The following is a 14845-nucleotide window of genomic DNA, read 5'->3' on the forward strand; positions in this document are numbered from 1 at the left end:
TACAAAACAGGAGTGGCGCCGCTCACGCTCCGCCACTCCTCCTAAAACTCAATATTTTCCTACCAGGGGCTTTTTTCTCCTGTCCGCTCAATCTGGGGCAGTTCAACGCCTGCCGGGTGCTTTTTTATCATGCTAAATTTTATTTTCCTTCTGATTCCGCTTTTTCTTTTGCAGCTTTTTCGTTTTTGCGGTATGCCAAATAACTTTCCAAAATGATGGTTGCCGCCACCTGATCAATCACTTCTTTGCGTTTTTGACCGCGGACATTCGTTTCGTTCAAATACGTTGCCGCCTGCATGGTGGTCTGCCGCTCATCCCAAAGTGCAACCGGAAGACCTGTCAATTTCCGCAGTGCATCTGCAAGCCGTTCGCAAATCTGCGCTTTTTCGCCTCTGGAGCCGTCCATATTGACCGGATGACCGACTACAACGCCTTCCACACCATATTCCCGGATCGTATAAACGATTTTTGTCACTGTCTGGGCAAATTCTTTTTCATACAGCGTACCAAGCGGGGATGCCAGAAACTCCGTTCTGTCACAAATTGCAAGACCGGTTCTCGCCTCTCCGTAATCAACTGCCAAAATCTTCATAACATTCGCCTCCTGATTCTCACTGTTTTCCTTCCCAATAAACCGGCGCGGGAAGGTTAACGCCGTTTAAATGCTGTGTGTCATTCATAAAGACAACCTGCGGCTGCATGGATTCATCAAAACACACTTGGCTCACCGATGTATTTTCCACCCACGGAATCTCAAAAATGCGCAGAATGGGCAGCCCGCTCAATGCGCACAGCAGATTTTTCACTGCACATCCGTGAGAAACCAAGACGATCGTTTTTCCCTGATATGTCTGCACGAGATCAAACGCGGCGCGTTTCATGCGGTCATATACCTCGGCACAGCTTTCACCGTTTGGCGCTTGAAAGTGCGCAAGATCATCTCTCCACACAGCAAATTCTTCCGGGAACAGCCGGGGAAGATCGTCCCATTTTTGTCCCTCAAATCCGCCGGCGTTAATCTCCATTAAATCATCGCGCAGCAAAAACTGCGCCTGCGGCTGTGCCGCTAAAATCGCTTCCGCCGTCTTTTTTGCCCGCACAAGCGGACTTGTTACAATCACATCAACCGGAATCGTTTCAAACCGTTTTTTAAGCAGTGAAAGCTGAACCTCTCCTGCCTCGCTTACATCACTGTTGATTTGACCTTGAAACGTGCGCGCCATATTGCCCTTTGCCTGTGCATGGCGCACGATATACAGCGTTGTCACCATGGACGCACACTCCCGATGATCTCCGAAACACTCTGAATGCCCTGCTCGTCAAGCCATGCATTCATACCCTCGATAATCTCGACCGGCGCCATCGGATTCTGGAACAGTGCTGCACCGATCTGCACGGTTGTTGCGCCTGCCATCATCATTTCGACGGCGTCTTTCCATGTGGAAACGCCGCCCATGCCGGAAACCGGAATCTTCACGGCGTTTGCGACCTGCCATACCATGCGCAGTGCGATCGGGAACACCGCCGGACCGGACATACCGCCCACGTTGTTTTTAAGGATCGGACGACGGGTGTTGATGTCAATCCGCATACCAAGCAATGTGTTGATGAGCGAAACCGCATCAGCGCCCTCTGCCTCCACGGCACGTGCGATCTCTGTGATATCGGTGACATTCGGAGAAAGCTTCACCATCAGCGGTTTGGTTGTATTCTTGCGAACCGCGCGTGTGACCGCACCGGCCATTTTCGGGTCGACACCAAATGCAACGCCGCCCTGTTTGACGTTCGGGCACGAAATATTGAGTTCGATCATGTCAATCGCGGTACCCTCGAGTTTTTTGGCAATCTCTTCGCAGTCCTCAATGGTTGAACCTGCGACATTTGCAATTTTTACGGTATCTTCGTTTGCAATCAGCGGCAGTTCGTGCGCCAAAAATGCGTCAATGCCCGGATTCTGAAGTCCCACAGAGTTGAGCATTCCCGCCGGTGTTTCCGCAATACGCGGCGGCGGATTGCCTGCACGCTGGTGCAGCGTCGTACCTTTTAGCGACATGCCGCCAAGCACAGACACCGGATAGTAGTCGGTATATTCTGAGCCAAATCCGAACGTGCCGGATGCCGGAATGATTGGATTTTTAAACGGCACGCCTGCCATTTTCACCGAAAGATCTGCCATTATAACGTAACCTCCTCTGCATTGAACACAGGACCATCTTTGCACACACGTGCATAGTATTCCTCGCCGTTTTTCACCGATTTGCAAGCGCACACCAAACAAGCACCCACGCCGCAGCCCATGCGTTCCTCGAGCGATACTTCACAGGAAACGCCATGCTCTTTTGCGAGCGACACAACACCTTTTAACATACCGTTCGGACCGCACGCACACACAAGATCGACGTTTCCTTCTTCCAAAATACGAGCGAGCGGCGCTGTAACAAAGCCGTGTTCACCGGCTGTACCGTCGTCGGTGCAAAGCACCACGTTTGCACCTGTTTTTTTGAAATCATCCTGCAAAATCACAGCCGATGCACTGCGGAAGCCTGTGATCACCGTTGCATCTGCGCCGTAAAATTTGGCAATCTCGAGCATCGGAGGTGTTCCGATACCGCCGCCTAACAGCACGACTTTTTTGCCTTTTTCGAGTGTGAATCCATTGCCGAGCGGCGCCAGCATATCAACTGTATCGCCTGCATTCAGTTCTGCGATCACGGCAGTGCCCTTGCCGCGTACTTCGAACACCAGACGAATTGTGCCTGCCTCTTTGTCGATCTCACTGATGGAAATCGGGCGGCGCAGCATAAATCCGTTCGCACGCACATGTGCAAACTGGCCGGCAGATGCTTTTTTCGCAATCTCCGGACAGCGAATCGTCAGCCGCACGCACGATTTTGCAAGCATCTCTTTTTTCAAGATCAGATATTTTTCAAGTTTTTCATTCTGTAACATTCATCGATCGCTCCTTATTTAATGGAATGAATCCGAAACAGCCCGCGCACATACATAAGCAGTGCGAGCACGCCGCATAAAACAGGCAGAAACAGCCCGAATCCGGGCAGTTCTTTTGCTTTATTCAAGCAGTCAAGCTGCCAAAACGCAAGTGCTACCGAACAAAGCATCATGCAGATGACTCTTGTCTGCTGTGAAAGCTTGCTGCGTTCTTTTGCGCTCTGACTGTCCGCTGTTTCAGAAAGCGGGAACAGTACGCCGTTTTTCCGATACCGAAGCACAAAAAAGGCACACAGCGCAATATGCACAACCGGCAGCACAACCGTGAGAAGCCGGCTCTGCGTTCCGATCAGACGCATCGGAATCTGAGGCGGCAAATACCAGAAATTGAGTGCCGTATACAGTGTAATCACACCGCAAATCGCACACGCAAGTCCCACAAACAACCGCTCGGGACTGCGCACCGTCCAGATCTGTTTGATCAAATTGTCATCTCCTTCATAAAACAAACGTTTTATTTGCTTTATTATAGCACACAAAACGCGTTTTCCGCAAGAAAAACCACGGCTTGCCAAAAAGCGGCGAAACCGCCGCTTTTTTGATTCTTTATGGAAGCAATTCGCCAAAATTCATGATATAACAATTGGTGCTTGCCTCAATTTCCGCACGCAGCGATGCAGACGTTTCATCATACACGCCAACCACTGCCATGCCGGCATCCTTTGCCCCCAAGAGCCCGTCAATGACATCATCAAAGACGACGCAATTTTGAGGATTTACTGCCAAACGCTTAGCCGAAAGCAGAAAAATATCAGGAAATCGTTTGCTTCTTGTTACTTCGGACAGTGTTGTATATGCATCAAAAAACGAAAAAATCCCAAGCCGTTTGAGCGCCGGAAGAAACAGCGGTGTTTCACATGCCGTTGCAAGTCCGATTTTTACGCCGTTTTCATGCAGATACGAAAGCCACTCATACACATAGGGCTTGAGCATCACCTGCTCGTGATATGCACGTGTCGCGGCATCCATCCACCAGTCAATGAGCGTCTGCGGATCATCGGAAAGATGATATCGTTTGATTGTATAATCGGCTGCATCCTCAAGTGTAATGTGTTTGAGCGCATCAAAATATTCTTCATCATAAGGAAGACCGCGTTCTCGCATGAATGCACGGTCAACATCGACCCACACCTGCATGGAATCAATCAGCGTACCGTCCAAATCAAAAATTGCACCCGTAATCTCGCGGTCGATTCCGTCAATTTTAATCATCCCATTTGCCATTACAGTAATACAACGCCTCCTGTTTGAGATTCAATGACCACAAGCAGTGTTCCGTCATTGACCTCAATATACCCTGTGTGTCCGGTGAATTCATTACTGACGCCAAGCGGGAAATCGTTATGAAGTGTATGATTCTCAATTTCATATTTAAATCCACGCAGTGATACACCGCGTGCCTCATTAGAAAATGAAAATACAGACAGGTATCCCCGCAGCTGCGGCGGCAAAATGAGTGTACCATTATGTACAGCGGTAATTGTCGTTTTTCCGTCCACCAGGCAAGCAGTTGCGCCTTCCTTTGCCAAACGAACAATAATTTGCAGATTCCCGATTGTATGGTCAAACCGTTCGCCGTCGAGGCCGCCGTAAATGACAAATCGCCGATAACCGCGTTCAAATCCTTCCCGAACGGCAATATACAAATCAGTTTCATCTTTTTCTCTTGGATACACTTTCACATTGCGAATATCGGGGCGTTCGGAGGAATCAAAATCCCCCATTACCAAATCTACGCGAATTCCTCTTTCAAGCAAATACCGATAACCGCCGTCTGCTGCAATCACGCAGTCGCCGTCCCGCGGCACAAACGATTCTCCGTTCCATTTTCCTGCTCCTGCAATATAACAAATCGGCTTTTTCTCCATGAAAACATCCCTCTTTTCATTTGAAAACCAAAACAGGGAAAGCCGGTCCCCCCGCTTCCCCTGTACTGTCTTTATTTATGATATCTGTTCCCTGACGAAAAGTCAATATCAATGATGTGAAAATATTACATATTACTGCATTGACTCCTGATCCGGACGCAGCTGCGAAGGATCTACATCAATGACTTCGCGATCCTGTTGCGGATACTGCGGCTGTGCCGGCTGCTGATATTGGTACTGATACTGTGACTGCACCGGCTGCTGATACTGCGGCTGCACCGGCTGCGGATACTGCGGCTGCATCGGCTGCTGGTACTGCGGCTGCATCGGCTGCGGATACTGCGGCTGCATCGGCTGCGGATACTGCGGCTGCATCGGCTGCGGATACTGCGGCTGCATTGCAAACCGCGGAGCTGGTTTTTGGAGCACCGGTTCCACATGATTACGGTAACTTAGCAGCACCAATGCGATCAATACATAAAACACGATTGACAGTACCGAAATAATCGCCGACGAAAGCGAAAAGAACTCAAGCTGATAATACCCTTGCAGCGTAAGCGCCAGTACAATAATAGTCAGACACGATGCAAGAATAAAATTCCAAACGATGACAAACATCGAAACGGAACCGGAACGGACACCTGTTGCGGCTGCGTGACGAATCGCACTGATCGTACGCAGAAGAGCAATTTGATAAAACAATGTTGCAGATAATCCAATCAGAACAGCAACGATTGCAATCATGAACGGCCATACGTCTTCTTCTACTGCAATGACAATCAGCATCAGCAGGAACACAAACAAAAGCAATGCAAGCGCCAAAATTGTGAACGACATCAGCACAATAATGATGACATTCAAAATGGAAAGGCCGCCTGTCTTAATCTGATCGCCCTTACGCTTGCACGAAACATAAAACGCAAGAAGACCGGAAACAATCAAAAATTGCGGCAGCATTGTTGCCAGATTGATCACAAGCGCAACGGCGTTTGCCATCTCCGTGTTATTGACAATCCAAGAAGAAAGATCCGTCATTCCAAGTGATCGGCTGATCTGATAAACGGTCTGTGCCATAGCATCTGGCATCAGCACCCAGTTATACATCTGAATTCCCACGCTGATCAGCACAGAAAGCGCATAAACAATGGCTGCTGCAAGGAAAAGCGGCGAGCCGACATAACGCCGAAATGTCTGTTTCCAATCTGCGCGCTGTCCGTTCACAGCAGACTGCGGAGAGGCAAACAAAGAGGATCCGCAATGCTGACAATAAAAATCACTGTCCAAGTTTGGTGTTCCGCATGCAGGACAATTTCTCATGATTCTTCACTCCTTATTCCTTCAAAAAGAATCGTATTTTCTATGCAAAGTGTATCATTTTACAGTACTAAAGTCAAGGGAAACTATCTTTTTTCATCATGATTTCCGCTTTTTCGGCGCCGAAATGCAAAAAAACGCTGTCCAAGATAATTGAGGATTGTATAGAGTCCCATTCCGGCAACCATTGCCGCACGTTCCGACCATTCAGGCGTCAAAACACCGGAAAATACAGTTTTTACAAGCGGCTGTGCAAGGCTGTATGCAATCACATAGCATACAGCGACATTCACGGCAAAACGCAATGCAGCCAACGCAGGATTTGCATTGCTTTTAAAGGTAAACCGGAAATTTAAAAAGAAACTGACCACCGCGCCTGCCACATAGGCAATCGCTGTTGCCGGCCAATAGGACAGATGAAAGCCGTCATACAGCAAAAACATCAGCACAGCGCTCAGTACCGTGTTAAGCACTCCGACCAGTAAAAAGCGAACAAACGAATGCGAAGCGATCTCCTTACTCTTCATGTTCATCCTCTTCTTCCAAAAAGCGTGCAATCAAAAAGCGCGGACGGTCCTTGACTTCCATATAAATTTTTCCGATATATTCGCCGACCACGCCGATGGCAAGCATCAAAAGTCCGCCGATCGCCCAGATGCTCACAATCAAACTCGCCCAGCCGGATACAGTCTGTCCCAAAAAGAACTCGACAATAAAAATAATCGACATGAGGATGCTTATAAAGAACAACAAAAAGCCGAGTGCACTGATCATCCGAATTGGTTTTGTACTCAGCGAGGTAATCCCTTCAAACGCAAACGAAAGCATTTTTTTCAGCGGATATTTGCTTTCACCCGCAAACCGCTCATGCCGTTCATATAAAACAGTATCTGTTCGATAGCCGATCATGGGAACAAGACCGCGCAGAAAAAGATTGACCTCCCGAAACTGTGCAAGCCCATCCAATGCACGCCGGCTCATCAGCCGATAATCCGCATGGTTAAATACCGTTTTTGCACCGAGTCGGTTCATCAGCCGGTAAAATGCTTCCGCGGTTGTCCGTTTGAAAAACGAATCTTTTTTGCGGCTGTTGCGCACACCATACACAATATCACAGCCTTCATGGTATTTCTCAATCATTTCATCCATCGCATCAATGTCATCCTGCAAATCGGCATCCATGGAAATCACCATATCTGCATGCGCTTTCACCGTCAAAAGACCTGCAATCAGTGCGTTTTGATGACCGCGGTTTCGGCTTAGATCAATTCCCGTAAACACCGGGTCCTGTGCATGAAGATCGCAGATGATCTGCCATGTACGATCTGACGAGCCGTCATTGACAAAGGCTATCCGACTGTCTTTTGCAATCTGTCCGCTTTGCATGAGTGCAGTATATTTTTTCCGCAGGCGGCGTGCCGTTTCCGAAAGCACTTCTTCCTCGTTATAGCACGGAATCACCGTAAACAATCTATTCTTCATCCGATCCTCCCTAAAAATTGTTATTCTATTCAAAGTATACCGCAATCTTTTTAAAAATGCACGACCTTTTTTTGAAAAAGTCGTGCATTGTTCCTCATTTTATTCATTTAAAGCCGACGCGGTGCAGCTGTTTTGCGGCGGCGTGCGCGCCGTGCTGCACGCTTACGTTTGACACTCTGCACATACCGATAGCGCAGATACAATCCAACAATCATAATAAGCAGCAGAAGCAGTAAAATGATCCACAGCGGATGAATGCCAAACCACGCAAGTCCGGACAGCCATTTCGGATACGGGAGCGCCTCCACAGATTCTTTTGCAACCAGGGTGACTTCATCAATCACTTCGCCATCACGAAGAACATTCATCGTTCCAAGCACGGTCTCTCCCGCTTTCACCGGCGCTTCCACCGATTCGTTCATTTGATAGGTGTAAGTAAGCGTTTCATCGGGCGCAATCAGTACCTGAGTGACCGTCTGCATCATTGCGGCAACTGTTTTTGCTTTTCCGTGTACCACAGGCACTTCCTGCGAAAAATCATCCGGAACCGCCTCTGTCTGTGCATACGTTTCAAACGCCCATTCATACAGCGCTTTCGAATCGGCATATGTCAAATTCGGGTTCCCGTATCCGGCAGGCGGCTGATCCAAATTGGCGCCCAGCACCACGCACAGATATGTTTGTCCGTCGCGTGTAGCTGTCGTACTCAAGCACCGGCCCGCATTGCCGGTATATCCCGATTTGACACCGAATGCATCCGGATAATAATCCTCTTCGTTGTCCGGGTCAAGCATACCGATCGTATACGAAACGGTCCGCTGTGCACTTTTGTTCGTTGCAGGCAATACATAGGAAACATTCGAAATCACATCGCGGAATGTTTCGTTTTTGAGTGCGGCTTGTGTTAAAATCGCCATGTCGCGCGCAGTGCTGTAATGGTCTTCTGCATCCAGTCCGTGTGCGTTGGCAAAATGGGTATTCACCATACCGAGCGACTGTGCCTTTTGGTTCATCAGATCAAAGAACTGATTGACATCGCCGTCTCCGAAATACCACGCAAGCGCTGTTGCAGAATCGCACGCGCTTTTGATCATTGTCGCATAGATGAGCGACTGCACAGAAATCTGCTCGCCCTCCTGCAAATAAATCCGCGCACCGTTTTCAACAATCACATCCGTAAACAGCGATTGGCTCGGGATGGTCACCATTGTATTTTCCGGATCGTCACACATCTCAATCGCCAAAAGCACCGTCATCATCTTCGTAAGCGATGCAGGTGCCATGCGTGTATCTGCTTCTTTTTCAAACAGAACACGTCCCGTATTCAAATTGACAAAATACGCACTGCGCGAATAGATCGGCTGTGTATATTCAGCAGCCTGTGTCCCCGCCGCAGACGCAAAAAAGATTACCAGTGTTAAAACAACCAGAATAAACCGTTTCATACCTGCTCTCTCCATCTTTTTTCTTTCTGCTTCAAATTATACCGAATGAAAAGAACGCTTGTCAACAATTCGGAAAAAACTTGACGAATTTCGACGATCGTGATATCATAAACTCCGGGATGCGAAAGCCTCCCTTTTATTTTGTCAAAAAAAGGAGTGGGGCATATGTCGAATGAACTTGCCGAAAATAAGATGGGTGTCATGCCCGTTAATCGTTTATTGATTACCATGTCGCTGCCGATCATGATTTCCATGCTGATTCAAGCGCTTTATAATATTGTAGACAGTATTTTCGTCGCGCAAATCAGCGAAAATGCGCTGACAGCGGTTTCTCTTGCCTTTCCGATTCAAAACCTCATCATCGCGGTTGCCACAGGCACCGGCGTCGGCATCAATGCCATGCTTTCCAAAAGCCTTGGCGAAAAAGACAAAAAGAATGTCGATCTCGCAGCAAATAACGGCTTATTCCTGGCACTGTTAAGCTCCATCGCTTTTATTTTTCTTGGAATTTTCGGTTCGAGATTATTCTTCTTGTCCCAAACGCAGATTCCCGAGATTGTCGACATGGGTACCACATATCTGACCATCTGCTGCGTCTTTTCGTTCGGTGTCTTTTTCCAGATTACATTTGAACGCCTGCTTCAGGCAACCGGACGCACACTGCTTACCATGATTACACAGTCAACCGGTGCCATCATCAACATTATCCTTGACCCGATTATGATCTTCGGTTTATTCGGATTCCCGAAAATGGGCATCGCAGGCGCTGCAGCAGCAACTGTGATCGGACAGATTCTTGCAGCTGTCCTCTCGGTATTTATCAATCATCACAAAAACCACGAAGTAACCGTCAGTATCCGCGGATTCCGCCCGCATGGCCATACGATCAAACGCATCTATTCTGTCGGTGTGCCGTCGATCATCATGGCGTCGATTTCTTCTGTCATGACCTATGGCATGAACCTGATTCTGATCCGTTTTACCGAAACGGCAACCACTGTATTCGGCGTATACTTTAAACTGCAAAGCTTTATTTTCATGCCGGTCTTTGGCTTAAACAACGGACTTGTCCCGATCGTTTCGTATAACTACGGCGCGCGCCGCCCGAAACGAATCAATGCGGCAATCAAATACAGCGTAATTTATGCAACCATCTTAATGCTGATCGGTACTGTAGCGTTTCTGCTGATTCCGCAGACACTGCTGTCCATGTTCAACGCTTCCGCAAAACTGATCGAAATCGGTGTACCGGCGCTGCGAATCATTTCCTTGAGCTTTTTGTTTGCCGGATTTGCTATTATTTGCAGTTCGGTGTTCCAGGCAATGGGCAACGGCATGCTCAGTCTTTATGTTTCCGTCGGCCGTCAGCTCGTCGTTTTGCTTCCTGCAGCATTTTTGCTTGCGCAAACCGGTGTCTTAAGCGCCGTTTGGTGGTCGTTCCCGATCGCTGAGCTCATTTCGCTTGCACTGAGTGCGCTGTTCTTAATCCACGTCAAACGAACAAAAATTCATCCGCTTGCTTCGCATGAATAATCCCGTCATTTTCGCACATACTGTTTTTGCACCTAAGTGCAAAAGGAGGCGTTTATGATGGCAAATTGCTGTAACCATGCAAACCAGAGCATTCGTTGTACCGTCAGTCAGTGTGCATACCACTGTCAGTCGAAAGATTACTGTTCGCTCGATTCCGTCATGATCGGAACCCACGAAGCAAATCCGACGATGTGTGAGTGCATCGACTGCAAATCATTCGTAAAGAAATCGTAAGAAAAAGAGAACGAACGATGTCCCGCATATCGTTCGTTCTCTTTTTGACGCTTTTTTGCTTTTTTTGCCCAAAAACAACACTTGTATCAGCCGCTGTCCATATGATATACTCTTCTTAATTTTATGAAGGAGGTTTTTTCTCATGGACCCTGACCCTAACGGTCTTCAAATCGCGGCACAGCTTTTGGTGTTGCTCTTATTAACGTTGATCAACGCTTTTTTTGCAGGTGCCGAAATGGCGGTCGTTTCTGTCAACAAATCAAAAATTCATTCGCTTGCACAAAAAGGAAACAAAAAAGCACAATGTGTGGAACAGCTTTTCTCTGACTCGACAAAGTTTCTCTCCACCATTCAGGTGGCAATCACATTTGCCGGATTTTTCTCGAGTGCATCCGCAGCAACCGGTATTTCACAAATTCTCGGTCAGTGGCTTGCCGGCTTTTCCATTCCATACAGCGGTACGATTGCCGTTGTGGGTGTCACGCTCATTCTGTCGTACTTCACCCTGGTGTTCGGTGAGCTGGTTCCAAAACGAGTCGCATTAAAGCGTGCTGATCAATTCAGCATGATGACGGTTCGCCCGATCTTGTTCATCTCAAAAATTCTCTCTCCGTTCATCAAGCTTCTCTCGGTTTCCACAAACGGATTTCTTCGTTTGCTCGGCATGAAACCCGAGGAAGAGGAAGAACCGGTAACGGAAGAAGAAATTCGCGCACAAGTTTTGTCTGCACAGTTTGACAATGATTCAAAGAAAATGATCAACTCGGTGTTCGCATTCGATGACAAAACGGCGCGGGATATTATGGTTCCCCGCCGCAAGGTTGTGGCAATCGATATTACACGCGAACAAAACGATATGATCGCGCGGATGATCGACAGCGGGTTCTCCCGCATTCCGGTTTACGAGGAGAACATCGATAAAATCATCGGTGTCATCTACGTCAAAGACATCGCAAAACAGATTGTCAAAGGGGAAGACGTTTCACTGTCCGCACTGATTCGCCCGCCTTATTTTGTTCCCGACTCAAAACCGGCAAACATCCTGCTCAAAGAAATGCAGAGCGCACATGTACATATTGCCGTGCTGATTGACGAATACGGCGGTTTTTCCGGTGTTGTCACCATCGAAGATCTTGCCGAAGAAATTGTCGGACAGATTCAGGATGAAAACGATCATGCAATGCCCGATTTCACTAAAATCACTGATAATATCTACCGCGTTGTCGGAAACATGCCGCTCGAAGAATTGTACAATGAACTTGAGCTTGAAGTTCCCGACACCAACTGTGATACCGTATCCGGTTTTATGATCGAACAGCTCGGATATATTCCTTCTGCACAGCAGCTTCCGGTTATCACACACGGTACTGTTCGATTTGTGGCTGAACAGATGGATGGCAAACATATTTCAATTGTCCGTGTGGAAAAAACAGACACAACATCAAGTGATACTGAATAAAAATACCCTGTCCGATACTGGACAGGGTATTTTTATTCACATAAACTGACTGCCGCTGTTATCTGTTATAGTCTGTATCCTGGTATGCAGCAGCAGACGGGTCCGCCTGATGGAACGTAACATTTTCCATGGTAAGACCTACAACCTCAGTCGGTTTCGGGAATGTTTTCCGATACAAAATACCAGTACCTACACGGTTAATTACTGCATCCGAAATCTCGAGTGTGCCACTGTACTGAATGGTCGGATTCGGCGCACCGGAAATTTTGTCTGTGGTAAACGTACCGCCTTTGATGACAACATGACTGGACTCGCTGTTAAAGTAGAGTGCACGGCTGTACTGTGCATTGACTGTGACGTTCTCCAGAACATTTTCGGGTGCATTCGAATAAACACCATAAGAATCCAGCACCGAAGCTGAACCCACATTGACAGTGACATCTTTCATAGAAAGAGATGCTTTTCCCATCATACTGTTCACCTGAATGGTCGGACCTTCCTGAGAAGCCGTATAGGTGCCGCCGTTCAACTGAACCGTTGCACCGTTTCCACCATAAACAGCCCATCCCATAATGGAATCGGAGTCTACTTTAAAATCACTGCCGCCGTTGACAATCAGTGTGGCATTTTTATTTGCATACAGCGCGCCGTTCACCGTTCCGCTGCCGTAAACGGTCAGGGTTTTGCCTTCATCAGCTTTGACTGCATTTTTGCCGCCGTTGACTGTGAGGGTCTGGCCGTTTAAATACAGTTTGGCATCATCGGCAAACACAATTTCGTCAGTCGTTGCGATATTCTGTGTCAGTCTGACGTTTTTACCTGCCTGCGCTGCTGCTTGCAGATCACTTGCATTGGAAACATCGATCACATCATATTCAGCATCACTGTCATATGAGCTGCTGCCGAATCCATCGGTTTCAAACGAATACTGTGCACCCAAAATGGTGACATCCGCAGAAAATGTCTCGTTCATATACTCATTTGCTGCATCTTCATACATGCCGTACACCAGAATAAATGTAACAGCATCGCCGGTATTCACCAACGGAAGTTCGAGATTTTGCGTAAACGTCGAAAGCGTATTCATCGGACGTTTCTGGAAATTGCCTGTAACCTCGCCGTTTTCATTCACCTGCACAAAATCAAACCAAAGTGCATCTGTCAATCCACCCGATGTCTGAAACTGCAGTTTGATTTTTTGCGCAAGTGTTCCGCTGTTTTGAATTGTTAACAGCTTCGCAGAGGAAACACCCGGTTCCCAGTTCTGCTCAGAAATAATCGGTGCACTGTTTTCTTTCAGATTTCTTCCTGCTGCACTGAATACAAACGGATCTCCACCGTTGACATCTTTAATCTGAAAGCTCTGTCCGGTTCCATCTGTGCTCAAATCATACACATATGCATCCATCAGCAATGTGCCTGCTTGAATTGCATTATTTTTGTTGACAACACCGTCTGTGAACCACGCAAATGTTATTCCCAAAAGCATGGCTGCACTCAGCAGCAGCGACACAGCGCTGACAACCAATGAATGTTTTGTTTGTTTCATTTGAACATTCCTCCTTACTCCACTTTGTTCATATGAACCAATCAGAAGCATCTGTCACAATACTATGGAAAAATGCTTCTATCACTATGTGTCAGCGGTCGTTCGAAACATTTGTGCAAGCACTTGCTTCACTTGTAATATCTATACAGATAAAACGCGAACAACCGTCGACATTTATAGATTATAGCAAAACAAATTGGGTTTTTCAATGTTTTTCCGATCATATCAGGACGGTAAATTTGCCGCATAAAAAGATGCTTTTCTGAACGAATCGAGAAACATGCGCGCCCTTTGTTTGCGCTCGTAAGCGGGAAAATGAATCGAACCATTCATGAGAGCGCCGCTTGCCGAGCATCCTATCCATTTGCACAAGGAGGGGACACACTTTTTTCGTTTGAGTCATCAAAAGCTTCGTTTGAATATGAGTACGCGAATTGATTTTCGCAATCATATAGGTTCTAAGCTATTTTTAATTTTCAATAAAAAATAAATAAACCTGTTTCACTATATCTTTGAAACAGGTTTATCTATTATGTCTGACTGTTACGAAATAGGTATCCGCCGCAAGTGCGCACACAAAACTTCAAAACAGAAAAAACAATTGCGCACACTTTTACAAGAGCGCGCAGTTCATTTTAACGCGTGATATTTCGTCACTACAGATGCCATTTATGAATTTTGCGGACTGAGGTTCTTACTCTGAAATATTATCCTGCGAATCCTCGTTGTCATCCGGACTGGAAATAAACATTTCCTCTGTGGTCTGCTGCGCCAGTTTCAGCTTTTCAGTAATGTCAACCAACGCATTGGTGGTCGCTTCCAGCGCATCAATAGCAGTCGCCATATTTGTTCGATTTCTCTGTTGGACACATATACCTGCATCTTAACCCCTCCTTCATTCAATGTGCTTACAGTGCTTTAATGACATTTTGGGCAACACCCTGAATAGTGC

General features: G+C 47.1%; 16 protein-coding genes. 3 read left to right on the forward strand and 13 right to left on the reverse strand.

The window, feature by feature from the left end:
* Positions 1 to 139: 139 nt before the first annotated feature.
* The 11 genes from ruvX to H6A12_RS12440 form a co-directional block, all read right to left on the reverse strand.
* On the reverse strand, positions 140 to 592 hold the full coding sequence (gene ruvX, locus H6A12_RS12390; RefSeq protein ID WP_204448305.1) for a Holliday junction resolvase RuvX: 453 nt from the start codon (positions 590 to 592) through the stop codon (positions 140 to 142).
* A gap of 19 nt (positions 593 to 611) precedes the next feature.
* Positions 612 to 1271 (reverse strand): histidine phosphatase family protein, encoded by a 660-nt coding sequence (locus H6A12_RS12395; protein WP_204448306.1) that lies wholly within the window; start codon positions 1269 to 1271, stop codon positions 612 to 614.
* The gene (locus H6A12_RS12400) at positions 1265 to 2176 is read right to left on the reverse strand and encodes a dihydroorotate dehydrogenase (RefSeq protein WP_204448308.1); all 912 of its coding nucleotides are present in this window, start codon (positions 2174 to 2176) and stop codon (positions 1265 to 1267) included. Before H6A12_RS12400 ends, H6A12_RS12395 begins: the two co-directional genes overlap by 7 nt.
* The gene (locus H6A12_RS12405; RefSeq protein ID WP_204448311.1) at positions 2176 to 2949 is read right to left on the reverse strand and encodes a dihydroorotate dehydrogenase electron transfer subunit; all 774 of its coding nucleotides are present in this window, start codon (positions 2947 to 2949) and stop codon (positions 2176 to 2178) included. Before H6A12_RS12405 ends, H6A12_RS12400 begins: the two co-directional genes overlap by 1 nt.
* Before the next feature lie 14 nt (positions 2950 to 2963).
* Complete coding sequence (locus H6A12_RS12410) at positions 2964 to 3434, reverse strand: hypothetical protein (protein ID WP_204448313.1); 471 nt, start codon at positions 3432 to 3434, stop codon at positions 2964 to 2966.
* A 121-nt stretch (positions 3435 to 3555) separates the two neighbouring features.
* Complete coding sequence (locus H6A12_RS12415) at positions 3556 to 4233, reverse strand: HAD family hydrolase (RefSeq protein ID WP_204448315.1); 678 nt, start codon at positions 4231 to 4233, stop codon at positions 3556 to 3558.
* Positions 4233 to 4877 (reverse strand): thiamine diphosphokinase, encoded by a 645-nt coding sequence (locus H6A12_RS12420; protein ID WP_204448317.1) that lies wholly within the window; start codon positions 4875 to 4877, stop codon positions 4233 to 4235. Before H6A12_RS12420 ends, H6A12_RS12415 begins: the two co-directional genes overlap by 1 nt.
* Before the next feature lie 132 nt (positions 4878 to 5009).
* On the reverse strand, positions 5010 to 6194 hold the full coding sequence (locus H6A12_RS12425) for a zinc ribbon domain-containing protein (protein ID WP_204448320.1): 1185 nt from the start codon (positions 6192 to 6194) through the stop codon (positions 5010 to 5012).
* 83 nt (positions 6195 to 6277) lie between these two features.
* A complete protein-coding gene (locus tag H6A12_RS12430) occupies positions 6278 to 6718 on the reverse strand; it encodes a GtrA family protein (RefSeq protein ID WP_204448322.1) in 441 nt (146 codons plus the stop codon).
* The gene (locus tag H6A12_RS12435) at positions 6708 to 7673 is read right to left on the reverse strand and encodes a glycosyltransferase family 2 protein (RefSeq protein WP_204448324.1); all 966 of its coding nucleotides are present in this window, start codon (positions 7671 to 7673) and stop codon (positions 6708 to 6710) included. The genes H6A12_RS12430 and H6A12_RS12435 overlap by 11 nt, the downstream gene beginning before the upstream one ends.
* Positions 7674 to 7780: 107 nt before the next feature.
* The gene (locus tag H6A12_RS12440) at positions 7781 to 9118 is read right to left on the reverse strand and encodes a D-alanyl-D-alanine carboxypeptidase family protein (RefSeq protein ID WP_204448326.1); all 1338 of its coding nucleotides are present in this window, start codon (positions 9116 to 9118) and stop codon (positions 7781 to 7783) included.
* Positions 9119 to 9283: 165 nt separating this feature from the next.
* Between H6A12_RS12440 and H6A12_RS12445 the strand changes: the two genes are divergently transcribed.
* The 3 genes from H6A12_RS12445 to H6A12_RS12455 all read left to right on the forward strand — a co-directional run bounded on the left by H6A12_RS12445 (position 9284) and on the right by H6A12_RS12455 (position 12344).
* Positions 9284 to 10651, forward strand: a complete 1368-nt coding sequence (locus H6A12_RS12445; RefSeq protein ID WP_204448328.1) for an MATE family efflux transporter — start codon at positions 9284 to 9286, stop codon at positions 10649 to 10651.
* Positions 10652 to 10708: 57 nt separating this feature from the next.
* A complete protein-coding gene (locus H6A12_RS12450; protein WP_204448338.1) occupies positions 10709 to 10885 on the forward strand; it encodes a DUF1540 domain-containing protein in 177 nt (58 codons plus the stop codon).
* A 142-nt stretch (positions 10886 to 11027) separates the two neighbouring features.
* A complete protein-coding gene (locus H6A12_RS12455) occupies positions 11028 to 12344 on the forward strand; it encodes a hemolysin family protein (protein WP_204448331.1) in 1317 nt (438 codons plus the stop codon).
* 58 nt (positions 12345 to 12402) lie between these two features.
* Here the strand turns inward: H6A12_RS12455 and H6A12_RS12460 are convergent, their stop codons facing one another.
* Positions 12403 to 13893 carry a hypothetical protein gene (locus tag H6A12_RS12460; protein ID WP_204448334.1) on the reverse strand — a complete coding sequence of 497 codons (1491 nt, stop codon included), beginning with the start codon at positions 13891 to 13893 and terminating at the stop codon, positions 12403 to 12405.
* Positions 13894 to 14587: 694 nt separating this feature from the next.
* Entirely contained in the window at positions 14588 to 14737 is a 150-nt protein-coding gene (locus H6A12_RS12465) for a hypothetical protein (RefSeq protein WP_204448336.1), read from the reverse strand.
* Positions 14738 to 14845 lie beyond the last annotated feature (108 nt).

It is taken from the genome of Merdimmobilis hominis, assembly GCF_016901855.1.
In the GTDB taxonomy this organism is placed as follows: Bacteria; Bacillota; Clostridia; order Oscillospirales; family Ruminococcaceae; genus Paludihabitans.